Source organism: Streptomyces sp. NPDC050508 (genome assembly GCF_040655155.1).
Lineage (GTDB): Bacteria > Actinomycetota > Actinomycetes > Streptomycetales > Streptomycetaceae > Streptomyces.
This window is the reverse complement of sequence record NZ_JBFAJJ010000036.1, coordinates 29,862-54,904: the sequence shown is the minus strand read 5'-3', so window position 1 is coordinate 54,904 and position 25,043 is coordinate 29,862. Positions and strand designations below refer to the sequence as shown.

Genomic DNA, 25,043 nt, shown 5'->3' with positions numbered 1-25,043 from the left:
GGTGCTGAAGGTCGTCAACCGTGTGGTGACCGGTCTCGTGGGCCTCGTCCTGGTCGTGCTGGGCGGCTCCGTGCTTGCCGTCGGGCTCGGCGTGAAGCCGCCGTCGTGGTGGGTCCACGACGGGCGTCACGACGTCTTGCTGAGCGACGCCGAGCGGACCCGCTGGCGCGGCGACGGCTGGTGGTGGCCGACGGTCCTCGCCGCACTCGCCGTCCTCGTCCTGCTCGCCCTGTGGTGGCTCGTCGCGGTGCTACGGCGGCGACGGCTCACCGAGGTCGCCGTCCGCACCGGCGACGGAGAAGGCGCGCTGCTGCGGGGCCGGGCCCTGGAGAGCGTCCTCGCCACCGACGCCGGCGACCTGGACGGCGTGGCCCACGCGCACGTGCGGCTCACCGGCACCCGTACGGCACCCGAGGCCCACGTCCAGCTCAGCCTGGAACCGCACGTGGACCCCGGAGTCGCCCTAGACCACCTGACGGCCAACGCCCTTTCCCACGCCCGAGATTCGGCGGGCCTGGAGGCGTTGCCGACGGAGGTCTGGCTGAGGGGCGTCAAGCACCGTGCGGAGAGGGTGAGTTGACGGGTCGAGACGACAGGCGGAGGTGACGGGTCGTCAGAACCCGTGCCGCATCCCGCCGTCCACAGGCACCATGATCCCCGTCAGATAGGACGCGGCCGGCGACAGCAGAAACGCCGCCACCCGCCCGAACTCGTCCGAAGTCCCGTACCGCCGCAGCGGAATCCGGGACTCGTTGGCCGCACGCGTGGCCTCCGGGTCCGCGGACATCCCGTCCAGCTCGCGCACGCGATCCGTGTCGATGCGGGCCGGCAGCAGCCCCACGACACGGATGCCGCGCGGCCCCAGCTCGTCCGCGAGGGACTTGGCGAAGCCGGCCAGACCGGGCCGCAGCGCGTTCGAGATCGTCAGCCCCGGGATCGGCTCGTGCACCGACCCGGACAGTACGAACCCGATGACGCCGCCCGCCTCCAACTCCCCGGCCGCCGCGCGCGCGAGCCGCACCGCGCCCAGGAACACCGACTCGAACGAGGCCTGCCACTGCTCGTCGGTGCTGTCGGCGACGAACCCGGGTGGCGGCCCGCCGACGCTCACGAGGATGCCGTCGAAGCGCCCGAAGTGCTCGCGCGCGGCGGCGATCAGCCGGGCCGGTGCCTCCGCGTCGGCGTTGTCGACGGCCACGCCGACCGCGTTCGGCCCCAGTTCGGCCGCCGCGTCCGCGGCCCGCTTCTCGTCGCGCCCGGTGACGACCACCTTCGCGCCGTCGGCCACCAACTCGCGCGCGGAGGCGTTGCCCAGCCCGCGGGTGGCCCCGGTGACGACGTACACCCGGTCCTTCAGTCCAAGATCCATGGCCCTATCCTGCCTCCTCGCCCGCGAACAGGGCGAGGGCGGTGTTGACCAGGCCGATGTGGCTGAACGCCTGCGGGAAGTTGCCGAGCTGACGGCCGGCCACGGGGTCGTACTCCTCCGCCAGCAGCCCCACGTCGTTCGCGAGCCCCACCAGCCGCTCGAACAGCACCCGGGCCTCCTTCCCGCGGCCCGTCATCTGCAGCGCGTCCACGAGCCAGAAGGAGCACGCAAGGAAGGCTCCCTCGGCGCCGGGCAGCCCGTCGACGGGGGTGTCGGCGGCGGTGTCGTAGCGGCGTACGAAGCCGTCGTGGCCGAGTGCCTCGCGGACCGCGTCGACCGTGCCGACGACCCGGGGATCGTCGGGCGGCAGGAAGCCGAAGCGCGGGATGAGCAGCAGGGCGGCGTCGAGTTCCTGCGAGCCGTAGTACTGCGTGAACGTGTTGCGTTCCGGGTCGTAGCCCTTCTCGCACACGTCCCGGTGCACCTCGTCCCGCAGTTCGCGCCAGCCCGCCAGATCGCCGGGCAGGTCGGCGTACTCCTCCAGGGTGCGGACGGCACGGTCGGCGGCCACCCACACCATGACCTTGGAGTGCACGAAGTGCCGACGGCCCCCGCGCACCTCCCACAGGCCCTCGTCCGGCTGCCGCCACTGCGCGCGCAGCCACTCCAGGAGGACGGCCTGGAGCGACCACATGTGCGGCTTGGGCGACAGGCCCGCGCGGCGCGCCAGCCACAGGGAGTCCAGGACCTCGCCGTACACGTCGAGTTGGAGCTGGTTGACGGCGCCGTTGCCGATCCGGACGGGGGCCGATCCGCCGAAGCCCGAAAGGTGTGGCAACTCGAACTCGGGCAGGCGCCGTTCGCCCGCCACGCCGTACATGATCTGCAGGTCCGCCGGATCGCCCGCGACCGCGCGCAGCAGCCAGTCGCGCCAGGCCTCGGCCTCCTTGTGGTAGCCCGCGGAGAGCAGGGCGCCCAGGGTGAGGCTCGAATCGCGCAGCCAGCAGTAGCGGTAGTCCCAGTTGCGGACGCCGCCCATCTCCTCGGGGAGTGACGTGGTGGCCGCGGCGACGATGCCGCCGGTGGGGCGGTAGGTGAGGGCCTTGAGGGTGATCAGGGACCGTACGACCGCGTCCCGGTAGGGGCCGTCGTAGCGGCAGCGGGCCGCCCAGCGCTCCCAGTCCGCGACGCTGTGCCGCAGCGACTTGTACGGGTCGACGAGCGGCGGACGGGGCTCGTGCGAGGGATGCCAGGTGAGGACGAAGGCGACCTTCTCGCCGGCCTCGACGGTGAACTCCGAGAGGGTGCTGAAGTCCTCGCCCCAGGTGCGCACCTCGGGCTCGCTGCGCAGCCACACCGAGTCGGGGCCCGCGACGGCCACCCGGTGTCCGTGGGACCTGCGCATCCACGGCACGACCGCGCCGTAGTCGAAGCGCAGGCGGAGCCTGCTGTGGACGGTGACCTTGCCGCTGACGCCTTCCACGATGCGTACGACGTCGGGGGCGCGGTGGCGCTGGGGCATCAGGTCGGTGACGCGTACCGTGCCCTCGGCGGTCTCCCACTCCGTGTCCAGGACCAGGGTGTCGGGGCGGTAGGCGCGGCGGGTGCAGCGGTCCGCGCCCTTGGGGGCGATGCGCCAGTGGCCGTTCTCCTCGTCGCCGAGCAGTCTGGCGAAGCAGGCGGCCGAGTCGAAGCGGGGCAGACACAGCCAGTCGACCGAGCCGTCCATGCCGACCAGGGCAGCGGTCTGTTCGTCGCCGATGAGGGCGTAGTCCTCGATACGTGGGTGCACGGGGTGCGGGTTCCCTGCCTACCGGCGGGGCAATCAAGGTTCGGGGCCGGGCGGGTGAAGCGCGGGAGAGCTCACACCGTCGCGGGCTCGGCCTCCGCGGTCTCCTCTTCCTTGGCCGCCGCCTCCCGGCGGTCACGGGCCTCACGGCGGGCGAGGACCACGTAGCCGACCGGGACGGCTGCCGCGAACAGCCACCACTGGATCATGTACGCGTAGTTCAGCGGGGCGTCTTCCTTGCCCGGGTCGGAGATCTGCTCCGGCGTGTCGCCCCTCGGCTCGGGCGCCGTCTGCTCGACATAGCCGCCGAGCACCTGGGCGTCGAGCCGCTTCGCCTGTTCCTCGCTGTTGATCAACATGATCTGGCGGTCGGGCAGGCCCTTGATGTCCTTGATGCCGCTCGCCGCGGTCGTCTCGTCGGCCATCAGGCGCCCGGTGATCGTGGTCCTGCCGGCCGGCGGTGCGGGGATCTTCGGGAACGCGGTCTGCACGCCGGTCGCCGGGATCCAGCCGCGGTTGATCAACACCACCTTGCCGTCCGTCAACACGAACGGGGTGAGTACATGGAAGCCGACCTCGTCGTCGTCATTGGTACGACGCCGGACGACGACTTCCTTGGAGGGCTCGAAGGTGCCCGTCGCGGTGACGGTGCGGTACTTCTCAGTACGGGTCACCGCGTGCCCGGGGGTGCTGATCCGCTCCACGGGGACCGGCTCGGCGTGCAGCGCGTTCGTGACCAACTGGTTGCGGGCGCTGCGCATCTCGTAGCGGTGCATCTGCCAGATGCCCAGCCTGATCATCGTCGGGATCAGGATAAGGGTGATCAACGCGAGGATCACCCACTGCCGGGACATCAGGAAGCGGTACACCCCACGACCGTACAACTCGGTCGTGGGGCGCATTCACGGGGGTCTGTCCTCGGACTGTCCTCAGACCTTGTCGATGATCCCCACCTTGCCCTCCGCCCGCGCGCAGTGGCCGCCGCAGAACCAGTGGCCCTCGACCTCGACACCCTGGCCGATGATCTGCACCCGGCAGTGCTCGCAGATCGGGGCCATGCGGTGGATCGCGCAGGAGAAGCAGTCGAAGACATGCACCGCGCCCTGCGCGTGCACCTCGAAGCTCATTCCGTAGTCATTGCCGCACACTTCACATCTCGCCATGCGCCACAGGGTGGGCCGTCCACCCGGAGCGGGCGAGCGGGCGCGGGGCGCGTCGTACGACAATCACCCGTCCGTACGGTCACCGGGGCGCCGTCAGTCCGCCGCCTCGATGTCCCGCAGCAGCTGTCCGAACGCCGCCTCGTCCACCACAGGGGTGCCGAACTGCTTGGCCTTGACCACCTTCGAGGTGCCCGAGTCCGGGTCGTTCGTGACGAGCAGGCTGGTCAGCCGGGACAGGCTCGTCGCGACATGCAGCCCGGCCTCCACGGCCCGGTCCTCCAGCAGCTCGCGCTCGATGGATGTGTCCCCGGAGAACGCGATCCGCATCCCCTGCTTGAGCGGCTTGCCGTCCTCGAACCGCCCCGGGTTGGGATAGGGACACGCGGGCCGCTTGCGCGCGGGGCGCCAACTGCCCGCCCCGTAGCCGCTGTAGCCACCCGACTGCTGCCCGATGCGGGGTGTCGGCCGGTCGGCGGTCCACTCGGTCAGCGGGCGGCACTCGTGCAGCGGCAGCCGTACGCCGCCCAGTGCCGCCGCGCGCAGGCTCGGCCGGAACGCCTCGGCGAGCACGCGCGCGTCGTCCAGCGCGTGGTGCGCGCGCTGCTGGACGACTCCGAAGTGCGCCGCCAGGGACTCCAGTTTGTGGTTGGGCAGCGGCAGGCTCAGCTCCTTCGACAGCGCGATGGTGCACAGCCGCTGACGGACCGGGGGCTCGATCTGCACGCGCGCGTACTCCCGCGCGATCATCTGCCAGTCGAAGACCGCGTTGTGCGCGACCAATACCCGGCCCTCCAGGCGGGTCGCGAACTCCTCGGCGATGTCCTTGAAGAGGGGAGCGCCCTCCAGGACGTCACTCGTCAGACCGTGGATCCACACGGGGCCGGGATCGCGCTCCGGGTTGACCATCGTGTACCAGTGGTCCTCGACCTCGCCGAGCGCGTCCAGACGGTAGACGGCCGCGGAGATTATCCGGTCGTCCCGGGCCAGGCCGGTGGTCTCCACGTCAACGACCGCGTATCCCTGGGGATACGCGGCCGGCCACGGAGTGGCTGCGGACACTGCGGGCGAGTGGTCTTCGAGCATGGTCACTGAGGATACGGGCCGCCACTGACAGTCCTGTCCCTCAGGTGGCCTGTCCCGCCCGCCCGTTCGGGTCCGCCGAATGCACGTGCGCGTGGCTATGGACCTTTTGCCCGCCCGGTGCAAGCGTGCTGCCCGCCTGGCGGATGACGGCCTACGAAGGGCGGTACGGCGTATGGCACGCGTACGGTACGGCGCACGGACGGAGGCGGAGATCGCCGCCGCACGCACAGCGAGCTCCAAGCTCCCGGACATCTGGTCCACCGGTGTGGTGGCCGTCTGGGAGAGCGACCCGGACGCGGTCGCGGCGGTCCTCCCGCCGCCCCTCAAGCCGACCGGGCGGCCCCTGGTCCGGGTGAACATCAGCAAGGTCGAACTGACCGGATACCCCCTGGGCGCGGGCTCGTTCGCGGTCGCCGCCGCGCACGACGGCGTCGAGGGCTGGTACCCCCTGGTGATGCCGATGACCCACGAGCGGGCCCTCACCGGCGGCCGTGAGGTCTTCGGAGAGCCCAAGAAACTCGGCGAGGTCACCGTCGAACGCGTGGGCCTCGTCGTGCACGCGTCCCTGGCCCGGCACGGCATCGCCTTCGTGGAGGTCCGCGGCGCGATCAGCGAGGAACTGCCCCTCCCCGAACCGACGCAGAAGACCGACTTCTACTTCAAGTTCCTTCCCGCGGTGGACGGTTCGGGCTTCGACGCCGACCCCGTGCTCGTGCACTGCCTGCGCAACGAGAAGGTCCGCCGCCTCGAACGCGTCACCGGAGACGTCGTCCTGCGCGAGTCCATGTACGACCCGGTCGCCGACCTCCCCGTGCGCACGCTCATCGACATCACCATCGGCGAGAAGACCAGCGACCAGCGCGGCAAGGTCGTCGAACGGGTCGACGCACAGGCCCTGTTGCCGTACATCCACCAGCGCTACGACGACCCGCGGCAGATCCACGACGGACCGCCGGAGGGGAGCGCCTGATGGAGTTGAGGGAGGGGCAGGTCGCCGTCGTCACTGGGGCCGCGAGCGGGATCGGGCTCGCGATGGCGCGACGGTTCGCCGCCGACGGGCTCAAGGTGGTCCTCGCCGACGTCGAGGAGGGCGCCCTCGACAAGGCCGCCGCCGATCTGCGCGCGGACGGCGCCGATGTGCACGCGCGCGTAGTTGACGTCGGTGTACGCCAACAGGTCCTGGATCTCGCCGAGTCGGCCTACGAGACGTACGGCGCCGTCCACGTCCTGTGCAACAACGCGGGGGTCGGCTCGGGCGCCGAGGGCCGCATGTGGGAGCACGAACCGAACGACTGGCAGTGGGCGTTCGCCGTCAACGTGTGGGGCGTCTTCCACGGCATCCAGGCGTTCGTGCCGAGGATGATCAAGTCCGGTCAACCCGGTCATGTCGTCAACACGTCCTCCGGGGACGGCGGTATCGCCCCGCTGCCCACCGCCTCCGTGTACGCCGTCACGAAGGCGGCCGTCGTGACGATGACCGAGTCCCTGTACGCCCACTTGAAGGCGGAGCACGCGCGCGTGGGCGCCTCGGTGCTGTTCCCGGGGCCGCACATGCTGCGCACGGGACTGTGGGAGTCGCACCGCAACCGGCCCGACCGGTACGCGAAAGAGCGGCCCCGCAGGACCCCCTACCGCAGCCTCGACCAGTGGGAGACCGCGATGAAGGCGGCGGGCAAGGAGGTCGCCTTCACGCCCGTCGAGGAGGTTGCCGAACTCGTCGTGGACGGCATCCGCGCGGACCGCTTCTGGCTGCTGCCCGAGAGCGAGCACAGCGACGCCCAGATCCGGGCACGGGCGGGCTCGATGCTCGACCGCGCGAACCCGTCGTACCTAGAGAGCTTCATCCTGGACTGAGGGGGCTGTTGTGACCGACCAGGAGCCGTACCTGATCATCTCCTCCGACTGCCATGCCGGACTGCCCACCGAGGAGTACCGGCCCTATCTGGACGCCCGGTTCCACCGGGACTTCGACGAGTTCCTCGCCGGACGCGACCGGCGCCGCGAGGAGATGACCCGGCTCGGCATCCGCAACGAGGCGTTCGCGACCAAGTGGTTCCAGGACAACGAGGAGGGCCTGCGCGGGGGTTGGGACACCGCGCAGCGCCTCAAGGAGCTGGACGGGGACGGGGTCGCCGCCGAGGTGGTCTTCCCGGACGCGGATGCCGTGGACAGCCAGACGGCGGCGCCCTTCGGAGTGGGCCTCGGCCTTTCGGGGGACCAGGACCCCGAGTTGGGCATGGCGGGCGCGCAGGCGCACAACCGCTGGCTCGCCGACTTCGTCTCCGAGCACCCCGAACGGCACTGCGGGGTCGCCCTGTTGCCCGTGACGGCCCCCACGGAGAAGGTCGTCGCGGAGATCCAGCGCGCCAAGGCGTCCGGCCTAGGCGCCCTGATGATCCCCTCCATGTGGGTCGACAAGGAGCCCTACCACGACCGCCGTTACGACCCGGTGTGGGCGGCAGCCGCCGAGTGCGGGATGCCGGTACTCACGCACTCCGGAGCGGCGCCCCGCCACGAGTACGGCGACCACCTGGGCATCTATGTGAGCGAGGTGACCTGGTGGCCCGCCCGGCCGCTGTGGTTCCTGCTCTGGTCCGGGGTCTTCGAACGCCACCCGGGCCTCAAGTTCGGCGTCGCGGAGTCGGGTTGCTGGTGGCTGCCGAACCAGCTCTGGTTCATGGACCGCCTCTACCTGGGCGCCCACGGCGGCAAGAAGCTCTCGCCCTTCGCGGAATTGAAACGGCCACCGAGCGAGTACCTCGACCGGCAGGTCTTCATCTGCGCCACCAACACCAAGCGCCGCGAACTGGCCCAGCGTTATGAGATCGGCGTAGACAACATCCTCTGGGGCAGCGACTTCCCGCACCCCGAGGGCACCTGGCCCGACACGCGCGCGTGGCTGCGCCGCACCTTCCACGACATCCCGGTGGACGAGACCCGCCGCATGCTGGGCCTGGCGGCGGCGGACGCCTTCGGCTTCGACGTGGCGGCCCTGGAGCCACTGGCCCGCCGGATCGGCCCGACCCCCGCAGAACTCGGCCAGCAGGACGACCAGGCGGCCGTGACGGCGTCCTGGGCGCGCTCGCGCGAGGTCGGACGGCACTGGCTGACCGACCACGACTTCCCGGTCCTGGGGGCGACGCCATGAGCGCCATGACCCCCACGGGCTCCACAGGCTCTATGGATTCCGACGGCGCGGACCGGTACACGGTGATCTCGGCGGACTGCCACGCGGGCGCCGATCTCCTCGACTACAGGCCCTACTTGGAGAAGCGGTACCACGACGACTTCGACGCGTGGGCGGCGACGTACGTCAACCCCTACGAGGACCTGGTCGCCGACACGGCCGACAAGAACTGGAACTCCGAGCGGCGCATCGCGGAGCTGGCGGAGGACGGGATCGTGGCGGAGGTCGTCTTCCCGAACACGATCCCGCCGTTCTTCCCGTCCGGCTCCCTGATGGCACCAGCGCCCACGGCCGAGGAGTTCGAGCTGCGGTGGGCCGGTCTGCGCGCCCACAACCGCTGGCTGGCGGACTTCTGCGCGGCTGCGCCGGGCCGCCGGGCGGGCGTCTTCCAGATCCTCCTCAACGACGTCCAGGAGGCCGTCCAGGAGATCCGCCGGTCGGTCGCCGCGGGCCTCCGGGGCGGCCTGCTGCTGCCCGGCACCCCGCCGGGCTCGGGACTGCCCGAGCTGTACTCGTCGACGTACGACCCGATCTGGGCCGTGTGCGCGGAACTCGGCGTCCCCGTCAACCACCACGCGGGCTCGGCGTCCCCGCCCCTCGGTGACGAACCGGCCGCCCGCGCGGTGTTCATGGTCGAGACGACCTGGTTCTCGCACCGCGCCCTGTGGCACCTCATCTTCGGCGGTGTCTTCCGCCGCCACCCGGACCTGAAACTGGTCCTGACCGAGCAGGGCTCCGGCTGGATACCCGGGGTGCTCGACATGCTGGACTACTACCACGGGCGCCTGGTCGCGGCGGCCACGAAGGCGTCGACCGCGGAGTCCAAGTTCGGCGCGGGGCTTGCCACTTCGATGGGCAAGGGTCCGTCGGAGGTATGGCGCGACAACTGCTTCGTAGGAGCCAGCTTCATGCGCCCTCATGAGGTGCCGCTGCGCGAGCGCATCGGCATCGAGAAGATCATGTGGGGGAGCGACTACCCGCACGACGAGGGCACGTACCCGTACTCCAGGGAGGGCCTGCGCTTCGCCTACGCGCGCGTGCCGCGCGACGAGGTCGCCGCCATGGTCGGCGGCAACGCGGCCCGCGTGTACGGCTTCGACCTGGATGCCCTGGACCCGATCGCGGCGAAGGTCGGCCCCACGGTGACCGAGATCGCGGAGCCACTGGCCGAACCGCCGGTGGGTGCGACGAGCCCGGTGTTCGCGCGGGGAGCGTCGGTACGGGTGTGGTGACGCCGGGAGTGGGATCCTCCACCGTGTGACGGAACCAACGAACGGTGAGTCCCACACGGAGGCCCACGGCGGCAGCCTCGGCTCCCGGCTGAACTGGCTGCGGGCCGCGGTCCTCGGCGCGAACGACGGTGTCCTGTCGACCGCCGGTCTCGTCGTCGGCGTGGCCGGTGCCACGGACGACCGCGCGGCACTGCTGACGGCCGGCCTGGCGGGTCTCCTCGCCGGTTCCATGTCGATGGCGGCGGGGGAGTACGTCTCGGTCTCCACCCAGCGCGACTCGGAGAAGGCCGCCCTGGCCCTGGAGAAGCGCGAGCTGAAAGAACAACCGGAGGCCGAACTGGAGGAGTTGACCGAGCTGCTGGAGGAGCGGGGCCTGTCCCGGGACGTCGCGATGGAGGCGGCCGTCCAACTCACGGAACGGGACGCCCTGCGCGCCCACGCGAGCGTGGAGCTCGGCATCGACCCCGACGACCTCACCAACCCCTGGCACGCGGCCTGGGCGAGCTTCTTCTCCTTCACCGTGGGCGCCCTTCTCCCCCTCCTGGCGATCGTCCTGCCCCCGGCCGACTGGCGCCTCGGCGTCACCGTCCTCTCGTCCCTGGCCGCCCTCGTCTTCACCGGCTGGGCCAGCGCGCGACTCGGGGCGGCCGACCCGAGGCCGGCGATGCTGCGGAACGTGGCCGGAGGCGCGCTGGCGATGGCGGTGACGTACATGGCGGGGACGGTGCTGGGGGCGGCCGGGGTCTAGGCGCGGATGATGCGGCCAGGGGCGAAGCGCTCCTCGCCCAGGACCGGGGTGGGGGCGCCGAGGAACGTGATCGTGAGGTCGTCCCGGTCGGCGAGGGGGCCGATGTCGATGGGGGTTCCTGAGGGGGCGCAGGAGGAGAGGGTCAGTTTGGTGAGCGCGGGCAACTCCCGCAGTCGGCCCAGCCCTTGAGGCACCTCGCACTGCCACAGGAACAGGGTCCGGAGCTCGCTGAGGTGCAGGATGTGGTCGAGGTCCAGGGGGTCCTGATGCTGGAGCGACAGACCCGTCAGGCGGTCGAGTGACGGGTGCAGGGCGAGCTGCTGGACCTGTGTCTCGCCTGCCAGGGTCATGTCGGTGAGGTCGGGCCAGCGTTCTACGCCGTCCAGTGACATGTAGCGGGTCTCGACGAACAGGTGCAACTCGGTCAGTTGAGGACCGACGGGCAGTTCGGCCACGCTCTCGGCGAGCAGGGGATATGCGAGCAGGAGGTTCACGAGATCCGGCATGTCACGCAAGGGGTCCAAGGACAACTCGTGCGACATGTCACGGAGTTCGAGACGCCGCAGTCCCGGCCTGGCGATCGGTGACAGGTCCCGGACCCCTTCGCACGTGTTGAGGTCGATGCGCTCCGGGGATGTCACGGCGGCGAGAGCGGAGAGGTTCGAGAGCCGCGAATTGTTCGAGATCAGCAGCGACTTGGGGGCTGTGAGCGCATGCAGCGGTGACAGATCCTCGTGGTCTCCGTGGACGAACACATGGAGGGCTCCGGACACGTCACGGAGAGCGTCCAGCTCTGCCCGGGTCTGCACGACGAGATGGGATCGGCTCCAGTCGTTGCCGGAGAGCACCTCCCGCGCATAGCGCCGGCTGTCGAACGAGGCCCAGGCGACACAGATCTCGTACGCGACCGGCGCACGGGTGTCCTCCCGGAACTGCGCGATCACCTCAAGGGCCGCCTCGCCCTTGACCAGTCCGGCCGTACGCACGACTGCCGCCGCTGTGTCCTCGTCCAACCCGTCGGCCCCGGGCAGGAGTTCCAGCACCAACGGCCCGACCTTCGCCAACTCCTCGGCCGCATCCCGATTCCGCGGCGGTACGAGTTCTCCCGCCCGGCCCTCGACCTCCGCGCGCACCTCCGGCTCCAACTCCGGCGCGTGTTCGAGACAGGCCGCGGCGAGCAGCACCAGCCGGTGCCGGAGTCGCGGCGCCCGGTCGGCCCGGCGCAGCAACTGCCGTAGCAGCCGCCCGCGTTCCTCCAGTCGCGCGTGGCCCACCGCCATGCGCACCACGTCGTCCCACTGGTCGTCGTGGGCGTTGCGCACCAGCAGGCCGAAGTCCCGTGACTCCACCGCGGCCTTGGCGCCCAGATAGTCCTGGAAGGTGCGGTGGACGAAGTCGACCGTGCCCGGCACCGGTTCGCGCAACAGCCCGCTGCGGATCAGCAGGTGCTGGAACACCTGGCCCGCATCGCCCTGGACCTGTGGCATCGCCGCCAGCCACTCCGTGAACATGTCCACGGCCTCGTCGCGACCCGCTTCCACCTGGCCGTTGCGGATCAGCCAGTACGCCAACCGCTGGAGCAGCGCGGTCTGTTCGTCCCGGGTGAGGACGACGCCCTCGACGCCGAGGATCTCCCGTTCCGTGTCGCGCCGGACGAGCAGAAGTTCCAGCGCCGCGTCGTACAACTCCTTGCGGGCGCGCGGCAGTTGCATCCTCCGGTCCCGGTTCAGAGCGCACAGCAGGGCGCACATCAGGGGGTTCGTCGCCAGCCGCCCGAGATCCCGGCGGGTCTTCACCGCGTGCAGCAACGCCTTCTCGTACGTGTCGAGTTGAGCCCGCTCGGTCTGTTCCCCGCACTCCAGGCGGGCCGACTCGTGCCAACGCGTCACGAACGTACGGATGTCGTCCTGCCCCATCGGCAACAACGAGTGGGCGACGAAGCCCTGTTGCGAGAGCCAGTCCTCGGGGACGGCCGACGGCCGGGTCGTCACCACGTAGCGTGCGTGCGGGAAGGCCGCGACCAGTGCCTTCAACCAGGCCTGCGTACGGGTCCGTAGCCGGCTCGGCACCTCGTCCACGCCGTCCACCAGCACCAGCGCCCGCCCCTGCGACAGCACGGACTCCATCCAGCCCGGCGGGGCCGACAGCGGCACGCCGGACGCGCGCAGGAAATCCTCCGGGAGGGACAGCGTCTCGGCCGAGGCGAAGGAACGCAGCCGCAGCACGAACGGCACGCACCTGTTCCAGTCGGCCAACTCGGGGCCGAACCTCCGTCCGGCGGCGTTCAGAGCGAGCCACTGGACCAGCGTCGACTTGCCCGAACCCGCGGGGCCGCGCAGCAGGATACGGTCCGAACTCGCCAACGCCTGCTCGGCCTTGAGCGGGGTGAGGCCCTGGTGGGGCAGTCCGAACGACGACGAATACCCGCCGTGGCCGGTGACCGCCAGACTGATGTACGACGTGTCCAGCGGCCAGTCGCTCCCCGACCGGCCCAACGTCAGCCCGTACAGCTCCAGTCTTCCGTGGGCCTCGGCCACGAACCGCGCGTACCGTTCCTCGAAGTCCAGAGCGTCCGCCGCCGGGCGGGGCGTGGCCCGATCGCGCAACAGCACTCCGGTCCTGCGCGTCTGCTCCACCGCGGCCCGCGCGGCGAACGACGGCTGGGCGGTGAGCTGTTCGACGACGTGCGCGCAGCACAACTCCAGGAGTTCCCCGTACAGATCGCGGGCCCGCTCCACCAAGTCCGGTACGGGGGCGCGCAGTTCGGCGGCAAGACGCACCGGATCCAGGTCCGTGGCGAAGAGCCGCTCCACGTCGATCGGGCCGGCCGCCGCGAAGCTGTCCTGGACGGCGGCGACGGCCGCCAGTCGCTCGTTCTCGGGCAGCGACGTGTACGCCGCGGCCACCCGGTCCCCGAGGACCCGCGCCAGTTTCTCCGGCCCGGCCGGCTTCGGCAGCGGTCGTACCGGATCGGTCACCAGCCCCGCCCCCGGTCTGGGAGTCAGAACGGACTTCGCGAGCGTCGAGGCCACTGTCGACGCCAGCCGGACGAGCACCACTTCGAGCCCCTGCATGCCATCGGCCTCCCCCGTAACGGCAGAGGGAATCGTAGGCCCGGCCGGGCCGCCCGTTGGCGGAGATCGCCAACAAGCAAGCGCATACCGCCGGTAATACTTGTGGGTAACAACGTCTAGGCGCGACCGATTCGCGGTTTTACGGTTCACTCATGCCGAACCTGCCCGATGCCGTGCTCTGGTCGATACCCGCCTTCGTGCTGCTCACCGTGATCGAGGTGATCAGCGTGCGCGTCCACCCCGACGAGGACGCGGCGGGCTACGAGACGAAGGACGCCGCGACGAGTGTCGGCATGGGGCTGGGGAGCCTCGTCTTCGACTTCCTCTGGAAGATCCCGATCGTCGCGATCTACACGGCGATCTACGAACTCACGCCGCTGCGCGTGCCCGTGCTGTGGTGGACGATCCCGCTGATGCTGCTCGGGCAGGACTTCTTCTACTACTGGTCCCACCGCGGCCACCACGTCATCCGCATCCTGTGGGCCTGCCACGTCGTCCACCACTCCAGCCGCAGGTTCAACCTCACCACGGCCCTGCGCCAGCCCTGGACGACCCTCACGGTGTGGCCTTTCTACGTCCCGCTCGTCGCCCTGGGAGTGCATCCCGCGGCGCTGGCGTTCTGCTCCTCGGTGAACCTCGTCTACCAGTTCTGGATCCACACCGAGCGGATCGACCGCATGCCCCGTTGGTTCGAGTTCGTCTTCAACACGCCGTCCCACCACCGGGTCCACCACGCCTCCCAGGGCGGCTACCTGGACCGCAACTTCGGCGGCATCCTCATCGTCTGGGACCGCCTCTTCGGGTCGTTCGTCCCGGAGGTCGAGCGGCCCGTCTACGGGTTGACGAAGAACATCAACACGTTCAACCCGATCAAGGTCGCCACCCATGAGTACGTCGCCATCGCCAAGGACCTGAAGGCGGCGACCAGTTGGCGCGAGCGCGCGGGGCGCGTGTTCCGGGGGCCGGGCTGGCAGCCGGTGCCCGTCCCGGGGCAGAGCGGCGTTCCGGTCGCCGAGGAGACCGCGGCCGCGTGAACCCGCGTCGCGTCCTCCTGGCGCTCTTCGGCCTTGCAGCCGCCCTGGACCTGCTCTCGCTCGCCGTCGGCTACCACCCCGGGCACACCGTCACCAAGCCCCTCCTGATGCCGCTCCTGGCCGCGTACGCGGCCCTGCGCGGCCCACCCCGGCTCCTCGTCGCCGCCCTCCTCTTCGGCTGGGGAGGCGACACCCTGCTGCTCTCCGACGCCGACCCCGCCTTCCTCGCCGGCATGACCTGCTTCGCCGCGGGCCACCTCTGCTACCTCGCCCTCTTCAGGACGTACGGCACCCCACGCACGCGTGCCGGTCTCCTCGCCGTCGGGTACGCCGCCGCCCTGGCCCTCACCGTCACGCTGCTGTGGCCGGACCTCCCGGCCGACCTGCGCATCCCCGTGGCCGGCTACAGCGCCCTCCTCACCGCGATGGCCTGCGCCGCGGCCACCCGGCTCGGACTCGTCGCCGGGCTCGGCGGTGCGCTCTTCATGGCCTCCGACACCCTCATCGCGACCGGGGTCGCCGACTGGCCGCAGCCGCCCCGCCCCGACTTCTGGATCATGCTCACGTACGTCGCCGCACAGTTCCTGCTGGTCCGGGGCATGCTCGGCACCCTCGCCGAGCGACGCGCACCGACGGCGGCGTACCGTGAAGTGCGCTCGACCACCCCCTGAGCGCACCGCACCAGCACACCCGCGACGAGAAGGACCCTCGCCATGCGCGCCACCACCATCCACGCCCCGTTCGACATGCGCGTGGAGGACGTGCCCGAGCCCCTGGTGCAACTGCCCACCGACGCCGTGGTCCGGGTGCTGCGCGCCTGCATCTGCGGCAGCGACCTGTGGGCGTACCGCGGCGAGTCGGCCCGGCAGCCGGGGCAGCGCATCGGGCACGAGTTCCTCGGGATCGTGGAGGAGACGGGCTCCGAGGTGACCGGCGTCAAGGCCGGCGACCTCGTGGTCGCGCCCTTCATGTGGTCCGACGGCGTCTGCGACTACTGCCGCGAGGGACTCACCACCTCCTGTGTGCACGGCGGCTTCTGGGGCGCCGTGGGCTACGACGGCGGCCAGGGCGAAGCGGTACGCGTGCCCTTCGCCGACGGCACCCTCGTACGACTGCCGAAGGACGCGGCCTCCGACGAACACCTGCTCTCGGCGCTGCTGACCCTGTCGGACGTCATGGGCACCGGCCACCACGCGGCCCTCGGCGCCGGCGCCCGCAAGGGAGCCACCGTCGCCGTCGTGGGCGACGGAGCGGTCGGCCTGTGCGCCGTGCTCGCCGCCAAGCGCCTCGGCGCCGAGCGGATCATCGCCCTCGGCCGCCACGAGACCCGTACGGACATCGCCCGCCGCTTCGGCGCCACCGATGTCGTCGCCGAACGCGGCGAGGCGGCCGTGGAGGCCGTCCGTGAACTCACCCGCGGCCAGGGCGCGCACGCCGTCGTCGAAGCCGTCGGCACCGAGCAGTCCATGCGTACGGCCGTCAGCATCACCCGCGACGGCGGCGCGATCGGCTTCGTCGGGGTGCCGCACGGCAGCGGCACCGGTCTCGACCTCGGGGTCATGTTCGACCGGAACATCGCGCTGCGCGGCGGAGTCGCGCCGGTCCGCGCGTACATCCCGGAGCTGCTGCCCGACATCCTGGACGGCACCATCGACCCGTCGCCCGTCTTCGACCTGACCGTCGGCCTGGAGGGCGTGCCCGACGGCTACAAGGCGATGGACGAGCGCACCGCCCTGAAGGTCCTGGTCACCAACAGTTGATCAACCATTGATGACAGCTGTCGACCTGTTGATCAATGCCAGCGGATCGGCAGCGGCAACGCCGTCAGCAGTCCGGAGAGCATGACCACCACCCCCAGGGCGACGACCTCCGCCCGCGCGGGTGACAAGGCGGCCAGCGGATCGGCGGCCCGCCGCAGCCGGGCCCGCGCCGACAACGCGAGTACGGCGACGGTTGCGACGAGGATCACCTTGGCGAGCAGGGTGCGCCCGTAGGCCGTCGTCGTCAGCTGGTCCAGGATCGTGCCGACCGGCATCCGGCGCAGCGAACTCCACACCCCCGTGGTGGTGATCGCGGCGAGCAGCACGGCCGCCACGCGCGCGTAGAGGCCCAACAGTGCAGCCCCCGCCTCGGCGCCCCGCCACTGCCGCAACGTCCGCAGCGCGTGGAGCAGACCGCCCACCCACAGCGCCGCGCACGTCAGGTGCACCAGGGTCAGCTCGGAGCCGACCAGAGGGCTGTGCTCGCTCGCCGGGTGCGCGCGCAGCGCCTCCGCGAGGACCACGGCGGCAAGGGGCCACACCTGTACGCCGGGCCGGCGCGACCGGGCGCACAGGGCCGCCACGGCGAACGCGTTGACCTCCAGGAGCGCCAGCTTGCCGTCGCGGGACTGGTAGAGGCCGCCGACGTCGATCTCGGCGAGGCTGTGCGGCACCAGGTTGCCCGTCGCCACCACCGACGCGAGCCCCAGCGCGGCGACGAAACCGGCGCAGGCCGCGTACAGGGCCCAGCTGCGGGGGCCGTTCGGGGGAGCGCCGGGCACGGTACGCGCCAGCCGGTTCACGAACAGCTCGCCCAGCGGCACGCACAGCGCGCCGAACAGCACCGCCCGCAGCAGCGCGATGCCACCGACACCGGGCGCGGCGGCCTCCCCGGTGTCGTGCAGCGCGGCGGACGGGCCGAGCAGCGGGATCAGCGCGGCGAGCACCACCAGAACCAGCACGGCGACGGCCCGGCGTGTACCGGGGCGCCGCCCGGAGCCGCTTGTATCGGCCGCTTCGACAGTCGGTCGTATCAAGGTCACCCCAAGATCTTCACCAGCCGCCACATAACCGGGCAAGTGCAACAAAACGACTGGCGGAACGGCATTCCACTCATAGGTACGTTTCCGGCCGACCCCCGGATCAAGCCCAACGAGCCGAGTCCGTGCCCCAACGACCCGGCGGGCGCGACCAGTTCACCGGCCCGCCGACGAAGGAGACCGGCGGCAGCGCGTGCCGCAGCCGACCGATACCGCTGTCGGTCTCGACCAGCCAGGCGTCCGGCTGGTTGTACGCCGTCCCGCGCGACTCGTGTGCCGCCCCTCCCCGCTCGCCGCCGCCCGCCGTCAACCAGGCCGCGGTCCGCGCGAGCGCCAACCGCAGGACGAGGCCGTGACCCTGCTGCGACTGTTCCGTCAGCGCCCGCAGCACCGCCGCCGCGAGCAGGTACCCGGTCCCGTGGTCGAGGGCCTGCGCGGGCAGCGCACCGGGCCGCTCCGGAGACCCTTCGATCGCCGCGATGCCGGTGGCGACCTGCACCAGGCTGTCGAACCCGCGCCGGTCGCCCCACGGCCCGTACGCGCCCCACGCCGACAACTGCGCCACGATCAGCCCGGACCGGCGGCCGACCAGTGCCTCGGGGGAGAGACCGAACCGGTCCAGGGTGCCCGGCCGGTATCCGGTGACGACCACGTCGGCATGCCCGAGCAGTTCCTCGAAGGTCCGCCGGTCGGCCGCCAGGCCGAGGTCCAGGCGGGTCGACCGCTTCCCGAAACCGGTGTCCGCGTGCGCGTCCGGGGCCTCGGGCAGGTGCGGGGCGTCCACGCGCAGCACGTCCGCGCCCAGCAGCGCGAGCGTGCGGGTGGCGACCGGGCCCGCGATGACCCGGGTCAGGTCGAGCACGCGCAGCCCTGCGGCGGGCAGCAACGGGTCGCCGTCGAGCGGCGGGAGCACACGCGCGCGTGCCGTGCCGAGCCGTTCACACTCGACGAGCGGCCGTCCGGACACCGCCGCTCCCTGCGCGTGCGCGGCCCACTCCTTCGCCGTCCGCAGCGCGACCGCGAGACCTCCGGCGCCGTACACCGTGTTCTCGACCTCCAGGGCGTACCGCTCGGCGAGCACCTCGGCCACGTCCTTCACCGACGCGTCCGCCGGCAGCCTCAACGCGTCCAACAGGCGCGCCCGGTGGTGCGGATAGTTCGCGTGGGTGCGGACCCAGCCGTCGGCTGTACGCCAGAACCGTGACAGCGGCGCGAAGGCGACCGGTGCCCGCCCGTCGATCAACAGATGTCGCTCACTGACGAACGCCGTGGCCACCGCCCCGTCGTCCACCCGCACCCCGGGCACCTCCGCGAGCCCGGCCCGCCGCGCCCCCAACTCGGCGGCGGCCAGCGCGCACACTCCTACGCAGGCCCGCGCCAACTCCCGTACGGGAAGCCGCGCTTCGAGCGCCCCCTGACGCGCGACGGTCGAGACGCGCGAGACCAGGGCGGGATCGCCGCCCATTGCGGCCCATGCCAACTTGATGTCAGTCATGACTGCATTATCAAGTATTGATTCAATCAATACTTGAGGTGGATGTACTGGAAGCGCCCGTCCAGGACAGGCGCGGGGCAGAGGCCCGGGACCGCACCGGTTCCGGCCCGGGACCCGAGTGCGTACGGTCGGCCGAAGCGGGCCGGGCGGAGATCCGCCCGGCCCGCGTCATCGGCACCCGACCCCGAGGATGCACCCGACTCCGAGCGATACGCGCTACTTGACCGCCCGCAGTGCGTTGACGATGCCGAACCCGTAGAAGCCGTTGACGCGTTTGCCGCCCACGCAGGTCGCGTCCACGACGCCGTCACCGTTGGTGTCGTACGGGTCGGTCGGGCAGCCCGGGTTGTCCGCCTCGGCCTTCAGCAGCGCCTGCAGCTGGGCCGGAGTGGCGTGCGGGTGCGTGGACTTGAGGAGCGCGGCCACGGCGGCGACGTGCGGGGTCGCCATCGAGGTGCCCTGGAGGTAGCCGTACGAGTTGTTCGGCAGCGTGGACAGGATGCGGCCGTTCTTCGACGGCGTCTCGGGGATCTGCAGGGCGTCCCCGCCCGGCGCCGAGACGTCGATCACGCCCTTGCCGTAGCTGGAGAAGTACGACTTGGCCTTCTTGACGCCGACCGAGCTCACCGTGACGACACCCGGCAACTGGGTCGGCACGTCGAAGCACTCGTGCGGGTCGACCGTCCGGGTCACCGCGGTCGAGTCGTCGGGGCTGGAGTCGTCGACAAGGGCGTTCGAGTCCAGGTCGTCGTTGGAGTTGCCGGCCGCCGCGACATTGAGCGTGCCCTTGCTCTGGGCGTACAGCTGGGCCCTGTTGACCGCGTCAACAATGGCACGTTGATCGGGGTCGTCCATGCAGTTGTACAGCCAAGGATCAACGTAGTAGCTGTTGTTGGTGATCTCCACGCCGTGATCCGCGGCGAACACGAACGCGCAGACCACGCTCTCCGGGTAGAACAGCTGAGTCGAGTCCGGCTCGGCCACCGTGATCCCGGCGACCTTCACGCCCGGCGCGACCCCCGCCACGCCGATGCCGTTGCGGGCGGCGGCGATCTCACCCGCGACATGCGTGCCGTGGTAGTGGGCGGAGTCCACGGGACGCCAGGAGCCGTACGTCGTGTCCGCCTTGCCGCCCACGCAGTTCGCGGACTGCGAGGCGGAGAAGTTCGGGGCGATGTCCGGGTGGGTGTCGTCGACGCCCACGTCGATGACGGCGACCGTTACGTCCTTGCTGCCCGGATTGATCTTCGCGGCCTTGTCGGCACCGATCGCGGGCAGGTCCCACTGGTCGGCTTCGAGAGGCTCGCTGTCACCGGCGGCGGCGGAGGCCTTCGCCGTCTTCGCGGCCTGCTCCTTGGAGAGGTACTGCACCGCGCCTTCGTCGGTCGTCGAGGCTGGGCTCAGCGGCGCCGTACGCGTGGCACCGGCCGACTGGACACCGGGCACCTTGCGGATGACCGGCCCGAAGTCGGGGTTCGCCGAGTGGACGACGATCACACCGATCTTCTCGTACGTCACCACGATGGTGCCGCCGGCCGCATTGATCGCCTTCTTGACCGAGTTGATCGTCCAGTGGTCCAGCCGAGTGTTGACCACATACGCAAGGTTGGGCGCGTCAGCGGCCTGCGCGGAGGTTTCCACGGCCGGGGCCGCCGAGGCCGCCGACGGGAGGAAACCGAGCGAGGCGGTCAGCGACAGCACGACCGGTACGGCGAGGGCGAGCCGGTGTCTGGGGCGCAGATGAGCCATGGGATCTCCACATCATCCGGAAACAGAACAGCCCGAGACGCGATGGCACTCGGGCAGGTACATGACGAGTGGTGCCAGCTGAAGTTATCTCCCGCGGCGGCTGGCCAGCAATGATTTCCCAAAGACGAGTTCCGAAAGAAGTCAAAGGAGTTGAACCGCTCCACGCGTGGCGCCGTGACCTTGGGCAGGAAGCGCCAGCAGGATCGGGGATCCCCTCGATATCGCACAGGGGAGTCGATCGATCACTCCTGGTGGCGTGATCCGTAGGTCTGTGAGGTCAGAACCAGCATGTCCGTAACGCGAGGAGACACCGTGGCCACCGAGACACCACCCCCCTCGAAAGCCGAACGCCAACTCCCCAGTACCGAGGAGTTCGAACAGGTCCAGGAGAGCGCGGAGTTCGCCGAACTGCGCCGCGCCCACCGCTCCTTCGCCTTCCCGCTGACCGTCGCCTTCATCGTCTGGTACCTGCTGTACGTCCTGCTGTGCAACTACGCGGACGACTTCATGGACACCAAGGTCGTAGGCAACATCAACGTCGCCCTGGTCCTGGGCCTCGGCCAGTTCCTCACCACGTTCCTCATCGCCTGGTGGTACTCGCGGTACTCCGCCGCGAAGCTCGACCCCAAGGGTGAGGCCATCAAGTCCCGGATGGAGGGCGGCGCATGAGCCCCGCGATCACCCTGGCCGCCGGAGAGGCGAGCCAGCACCGACCACTGATCATCACCCTGTTCGCGATCTTCGTCGCCGCCACGCTCGTCATCACCGTATGGGCGGGCCGCCAGACCAAGAGCGCCGCCGACTTCTACGCGGGCGGCCGTCAGTTCACCGCCTTCCAGAACGGCCTCGCCGTCTCCGGCGACTACATGTCCGCCGCGTCCTTCCTCGGCATCGCGGGCGCCATCGCCCTCTTCGGCTACGACGGCTTCCTGTACTCCATCGGCTTCCTGGTGGCCTGGCTGGTCGCCCTGCTCCTGGTGGCCGAACCGCTGCGCAATTCCGGCCGCTACACCATGGGCGACGTCCTCGCGTACCGCATGCGCCAGCGCCCGGTCCGTACGGCGGCCGGCACCTCCACCATCGTGGTCTCGATCTTCTACCTGCTGGCGCAGATGGCCGGAGCGGGCGTCCTGGTCTCCCTGCTCCTCGGCATCACCAGCGACGCGGGCAAGATCGGCATCGTCGCCCTGGTCGGCGTCCTGATGATCGTGTACGTCACCATCGGCGGCATGAAGGGCACCACCTGGGTCCAGATGGTCAAGGCCTGCCTGCTCATCGCGGGCGCCCTGCTGCTGACCTTCCTGGTGCTGCTGAAGTTCAACTTCAACGTCTCCGACCTGCTCGGCAAGGCCGCCTCCAACAGCGGCAAGGGCTCCGCCTTCCTGAACCCCGGCCTCAAGTACGGCGCCACCGGCACCACCAAGCTGGACTTCATCTCCCTGGGCATCGCCCTGGTCCTCGGCACCGCGGGACTGCCGCACATCCTGATCCGCTTCTACACGGTGCCCACCGCCAAGGCCGCCCGTAAGTCGGTCAACTGGGCCATCGGCCTCATCGGCGCCTTCTACCTGATGACCCTGGCCCTCGGCTTCGGCGCCGCGGCACTGATCAAACCGGACGAGATCATCGCCTCCAACAAGGCGGGCAACACGGCGGCCCCCCTCCTGGCCCTCCATCTGGGCGGCGTCGACTCCAACTGGGGCGCGATCCTCCTGGCCAGCATCTCGGCGGTCGCCTTCGCCACGATCCTCGCGGTCGTCGCCGGCCTGACCCTGGCCTCGTCCTCCTCGTTCGCCCACGACATCTACGCGAACGTCATCAAGCGCGGACAGGCGACGGAGAAGCAGGAGATGGCCGCCGCCCGCTACGCCACGGTCGGCATCGGCGCCGTCTCCATCGTCCTCGGCGCCCTCGCCCGCGACCTGAACGTCGCCGGCCTGGTCGCCCTCGCCTTCGCGGTCGCCGCCTCCGCCAACCTCCCGACGATCCTCTACAGCCTCTTCTGGAAGCGGTTCACCACTTCGGGAGCCCTGTGGTCGATCTACGGCGGCCTGGTCACCGCGGTCGGCCTGGTCCTGTTCTCGCCGGTCGTCTCCGGGAAACCCGCCTCGATGTTCCCGGACGTCGACTTCCACTGGTTCCCCCTGGAGAACCCCGGCATCATCTCCATCCCGGTCGGCTTCCTGCTGGGCTGGCTCGGCACGATCCTCTCCAAGGAGGAGCCGGACACCGGCAAGTACGCGGAGCTGGAGGTACGGTCCCTGACCGGCACCGGAGCCCACTGAGTCCCCCCACTCGGTCCCCCACGTCGCTGGCCGCGTCGTAGATCCCTACGACGCGGTCGCGTCGTACCTCGTGGGATCGGTCCGCCCTCGATGTCAGAGGTGTCGCGTAGGCTCGCAGGTGTCGGAAAACATGCGATCAAATCGAGGGAGGGGGCCCACGTGCTCATCGACACCTACGGCCGAGTGGCCACCGACCTGAGGGTTTCACTGACCGACCGGTGCAACCTCCGGTGTACGTACTGCATGCCCGAGGAGGGCCTGCAGTGGCTGGCCAAGCCCGACCTCCTCACGGACGACGAGATCGTCCGCCTGATCGACATAGCGGTCACCTCCCTCGGTATCGAGGAAGTCCGCTTCACCGGCGGCGAGCCCCTGCTCCGCCCCGGCCTGGTCGGCATCGTCGAGCGGGTCGCGGCCCTGGCCCCCCGCCCGCAGATGTCGCTGACCACCAACGGCATCGGTCTCAAGCGCACGGCGACCGCCCTGAAGGCGGCGGGCCTGGACCGGGTCAACGTCTCCCTGGACACCCTGCGCCCGGACGTCTTCAAGGCCCTCACCCGCCGCGACCGACTCAAGGACGTCCTCGCGGGCCTCGAAGCAGCCCACGACGCGGGCCTGACCCCGGTCAAGATCAACTCGGTGCTGATGCCGGGGCTCAACGACGACGAGGCCCCGGACCTGCTGGCCTGGGCCGTCGGGCACGACTACGAACTGCGCTTCATCGAGCAGATGCCCCTGGACGCCCAGCACGGCTGGAAGCGCGACGGCATGGTCACGGCCGGCGACATCCTCGCCTCCCTCCGCACCCGCTTCGAGCTGACCCCCGAAGGCACCGACGAGCGCGGCTCGGCCCCGGCCGAGCGCTGGATCGTGGACGGCGGCCCGCACCGCGTGGGCGTCATCGCCTCGGTCACCCGCCCGTTCTGCGGAGCCTGCGACCGCACCCGCCTCACCGCCGACGGCCAGATACGCAACTGCCTGTTCGCCCGCGAGGAGACCAGCCTCCGCACCGCCCTGCGCTCGGACGCACCGGACGAGGAGATCGCCCGCATCTGGCGCCTCGCGATGTGGGGCAAGAAGGCGGGCTCGGGCCTGGACGACCCCTCGTTCCTTCAGCCCGACCGACCGATGTCGGCGATCGGCGGCTGAGGCGACGCAGCGGCAGACGCTAGGAGCTCTCGGGCTCTTCCCAGTCCGCGAGCTTGACGACGTCCTTCAAGAAGCTCCGCACACCGAGGAACTGCGACAGATGCTCGCGATGCTCCTCGCACGCGAGCCACGTCTTGCGTCGCTCCGGCGTATGGATCTTCGGGTTGTTCCACGCGAGCACCCACACGGCCTCGGCGCGGCAGCCCTTCGCGGAGCAGATCGGCGTCTCGTCACTCACGGGAACCCACGGAATTCGTCTCACAGATGCGCTGAAAAGGCGACGCCGAGCAGCCACGGGGGGAGCTGCCCGGCGTCGGTCTGTCGCTCCGACGGGGGATGCGGAGCGCGTACGAAGTATGTCACGGGTAACCGGTCGCTCGGCACCGGAACAACATGATTGATCTGAGCTTTTCTTGAGCTTGATGCGGAGCCGACTTCCGCTTATGGCACGTTCGCCATGGTCACGACCGGTCCTACGGTTCGCCCCGCACACCGGGTGTCGGCTCCGGCACGACCTCTTCCGGGACGGGTTCCGCGACCCCCTCGTCCGACCGCGGCGGTGTGATCATCGGCCGCAACGGCGTGGTGACGAACGTCGACGGCAGCCCCGGCGCATTCTCCCGCCCGGCATTCGCGACCACCACGGCGACATAGGGGAGGAGCACGCCGAGCACCAACGCGACGATCGCGACGTGCCGTTCCACGTTCCACAACGAACAGGCGAGAATCACCGACACCGTGCGGATCGACATCGAGATGACGTACCGGCGCTGGCGTCCGCGGATGTCCTCCGCGAGTCCCGTCCGGGCTCCGGTGATCCGGAACACCTGGGCGTTGCCTTCGCCGTGCAGCTTCCGCATCACATTCCACCATCCGCCCGCATCGG

The 25,043-nt window shown here is 70.5% G+C and carries 23 protein-coding genes; 12 read left to right on the top strand and 11 right to left on the bottom strand.

What is annotated here, in order from left to right; all coding sequences use genetic code 11:
- Nucleotide 1 precedes the first annotated feature (1 nt).
- The gene (amaP, locus tag AB0I69_RS47865) at nt 2-580 is read left to right on the top strand and encodes an alkaline shock response membrane anchor protein AmaP (protein ID WP_363102152.1); all 579 of its coding nucleotides are present in this window, start codon (nt 2-4) and stop codon (nt 578-580) included.
- A gap of 33 nt (nt 581-613) precedes the next feature.
- Here the strand turns inward: amaP and AB0I69_RS47860 are convergent, their stop codons facing one another.
- From AB0I69_RS47860 to AB0I69_RS47840, 5 genes are all read right to left on the bottom strand, one after another.
- Nucleotides 614-1,369 carry an SDR family oxidoreductase gene (locus AB0I69_RS47860; protein WP_363102151.1) on the bottom strand — a complete coding sequence of 252 codons (756 nt, stop codon included), beginning with the start codon at nt 1,367-1,369 and terminating at the stop codon, nt 614-616.
- A gap of 4 nt (nt 1,370-1,373) precedes the next feature.
- A complete protein-coding gene (locus AB0I69_RS47855; protein ID WP_363102150.1) occupies nt 1,374-3,161 on the bottom strand; it encodes a glycoside hydrolase family 15 protein in 1,788 nt (595 codons plus the stop codon).
- 71 nt (nt 3,162-3,232) lie between these two features.
- Nucleotides 3,233-4,060, bottom strand: coding sequence for an SURF1 family protein (locus tag AB0I69_RS47850; protein ID WP_363102149.1), 828 nt, complete (start codon nt 4,058-4,060; stop codon nt 3,233-3,235).
- Nucleotides 4,061-4,087: 27 nt separating this feature from the next.
- Entirely contained in the window at nt 4,088-4,321 is a 234-nt protein-coding gene (locus AB0I69_RS47845; protein ID WP_078532401.1) for a hypothetical protein, read from the bottom strand.
- A gap of 93 nt (nt 4,322-4,414) precedes the next feature.
- Nucleotides 4,415-5,404: a DEDDh family exonuclease gene (locus AB0I69_RS47840; RefSeq protein WP_363102148.1), complete on the bottom strand. Its 990-nt coding sequence runs from the start codon at nt 5,402-5,404 to the stop codon at nt 4,415-4,417.
- Nucleotides 5,405-5,576: 172 nt separating this feature from the next.
- Here AB0I69_RS47840 and AB0I69_RS47835 point away from each other — a divergent pair, with 172 nt between their 5' ends.
- Genes AB0I69_RS47835 through AB0I69_RS47815 form a run of 5 tightly spaced genes read left to right on the top strand, consistent with a single transcriptional unit; the run spans nt 5,577 to nt 10,571 of the window.
- Nucleotides 5,577-6,374, top strand: a complete 798-nt coding sequence (locus AB0I69_RS47835) for an acetoacetate decarboxylase family protein (RefSeq protein ID WP_363102147.1) — start codon at nt 5,577-5,579, stop codon at nt 6,372-6,374.
- Nucleotides 6,374-7,258, top strand: coding sequence for an SDR family NAD(P)-dependent oxidoreductase (locus AB0I69_RS47830; protein WP_363102146.1), 885 nt, complete (start codon nt 6,374-6,376; stop codon nt 7,256-7,258). The genes AB0I69_RS47835 and AB0I69_RS47830 overlap by 1 nt, the downstream gene beginning before the upstream one ends.
- 10 nt (nt 7,259-7,268) lie before the next feature.
- A complete protein-coding gene (locus AB0I69_RS47825) occupies nt 7,269-8,552 on the top strand; it encodes an amidohydrolase family protein (RefSeq protein ID WP_363102145.1) in 1,284 nt (427 codons plus the stop codon).
- Between the two features lie 5 nt (nt 8,553-8,557).
- Nucleotides 8,558-9,823, top strand: a complete 1,266-nt coding sequence (locus tag AB0I69_RS47820; protein ID WP_363102166.1) for an amidohydrolase family protein — start codon at nt 8,558-8,560, stop codon at nt 9,821-9,823.
- A gap of 25 nt (nt 9,824-9,848) precedes the next feature.
- On the top strand, nt 9,849-10,571 hold the full coding sequence (locus AB0I69_RS47815; protein ID WP_363102144.1) for a VIT family protein: 723 nt from the start codon (nt 9,849-9,851) through the stop codon (nt 10,569-10,571).
- Here the strand turns inward: AB0I69_RS47815 and AB0I69_RS47810 are convergent.
- Nucleotides 10,568-13,645 (bottom strand): NACHT domain-containing protein, encoded by a 3,078-nt coding sequence (locus tag AB0I69_RS47810; protein ID WP_363102143.1) that lies wholly within the window; start codon nt 13,643-13,645, stop codon nt 10,568-10,570. The two genes, AB0I69_RS47815 and AB0I69_RS47810, sit on opposite strands and share 4 nt — an antisense overlap.
- A gap of 152 nt (nt 13,646-13,797) precedes the next feature.
- Here AB0I69_RS47810 and AB0I69_RS47805 point away from each other — a divergent pair, with 152 nt between their 5' ends.
- The 3 genes from AB0I69_RS47805 to AB0I69_RS47795 are packed head-to-tail and all read left to right on the top strand — an operon-like array spanning nt 13,798 to nt 16,439.
- Entirely contained in the window at nt 13,798-14,679 is an 882-nt protein-coding gene (locus AB0I69_RS47805; RefSeq protein ID WP_363102142.1) for a sterol desaturase family protein, read from the top strand.
- Nucleotides 14,676-15,350, top strand: coding sequence for a lysoplasmalogenase (locus AB0I69_RS47800; RefSeq protein WP_363102141.1), 675 nt, complete (start codon nt 14,676-14,678; stop codon nt 15,348-15,350). Before AB0I69_RS47805 ends, AB0I69_RS47800 begins: the two co-directional genes overlap by 4 nt.
- A gap of 42 nt (nt 15,351-15,392) precedes the next feature.
- A complete protein-coding gene (locus tag AB0I69_RS47795) occupies nt 15,393-16,439 on the top strand; it encodes a zinc-dependent alcohol dehydrogenase family protein (protein ID WP_363102140.1) in 1,047 nt (348 codons plus the stop codon).
- A gap of 32 nt (nt 16,440-16,471) precedes the next feature.
- Here the strand turns inward: AB0I69_RS47795 and AB0I69_RS47790 are convergent, their stop codons facing one another.
- The 3 genes from AB0I69_RS47790 to AB0I69_RS47780 all read right to left on the bottom strand — a co-directional run bounded on the left by AB0I69_RS47790 (nt 16,472) and on the right by AB0I69_RS47780 (nt 20,723).
- On the bottom strand, nt 16,472-17,482 hold the full coding sequence (locus AB0I69_RS47790; protein WP_363102139.1) for a CopD family protein: 1,011 nt from the start codon (nt 17,480-17,482) through the stop codon (nt 16,472-16,474).
- 100 nt (nt 17,483-17,582) lie between these two features.
- On the bottom strand, nt 17,583-18,974 hold the full coding sequence (locus AB0I69_RS47785; protein ID WP_363102137.1) for a CoA transferase: 1,392 nt from the start codon (nt 18,972-18,974) through the stop codon (nt 17,583-17,585).
- A 216-nt stretch (nt 18,975-19,190) separates the two neighbouring features.
- Nucleotides 19,191-20,723 (bottom strand): S8 family serine peptidase, encoded by a 1,533-nt coding sequence (locus AB0I69_RS47780; protein WP_363102136.1) that lies wholly within the window; start codon nt 20,721-20,723, stop codon nt 19,191-19,193.
- Between the two features lie 312 nt (nt 20,724-21,035).
- Between AB0I69_RS47780 and AB0I69_RS47775 the strand changes: the two genes are divergently transcribed.
- From AB0I69_RS47775 to moaA, 3 genes are all read left to right on the top strand, one after another.
- On the top strand, nt 21,036-21,392 hold the full coding sequence (locus AB0I69_RS47775) for a DUF485 domain-containing protein (RefSeq protein ID WP_363102135.1): 357 nt from the start codon (nt 21,036-21,038) through the stop codon (nt 21,390-21,392).
- Nucleotides 21,389-23,008: a cation acetate symporter gene (locus AB0I69_RS47770; protein WP_363102134.1), complete on the top strand. Its 1,620-nt coding sequence runs from the start codon at nt 21,389-21,391 to the stop codon at nt 23,006-23,008. Before AB0I69_RS47775 ends, AB0I69_RS47770 begins: the two co-directional genes overlap by 4 nt.
- Nucleotides 23,009-23,167: 159 nt before the next feature.
- Entirely contained in the window at nt 23,168-24,157 is a 990-nt protein-coding gene (gene moaA / locus AB0I69_RS47765) for a GTP 3',8-cyclase MoaA (protein WP_363102133.1), read from the top strand.
- A 19-nt stretch (nt 24,158-24,176) separates the two neighbouring features.
- On the opposite strand, the gene AB0I69_RS47760 is transcribed toward moaA, so the two are convergent.
- Together AB0I69_RS47760 and AB0I69_RS47755 are read right to left on the bottom strand one after the other, a co-directional pair.
- The gene (locus AB0I69_RS47760) at nt 24,177-24,395 is read right to left on the bottom strand and encodes a hypothetical protein (protein WP_363102132.1); all 219 of its coding nucleotides are present in this window, start codon (nt 24,393-24,395) and stop codon (nt 24,177-24,179) included.
- Nucleotides 24,396-24,630: 235 nt separating this feature from the next.
- Nucleotides 24,631-25,017, bottom strand: a complete 387-nt coding sequence (locus tag AB0I69_RS47755) for a DUF3099 domain-containing protein (RefSeq protein ID WP_363102131.1) — start codon at nt 25,015-25,017, stop codon at nt 24,631-24,633.
- Between the last annotated feature and the right edge of the window lie 26 nt (nt 25,018-25,043).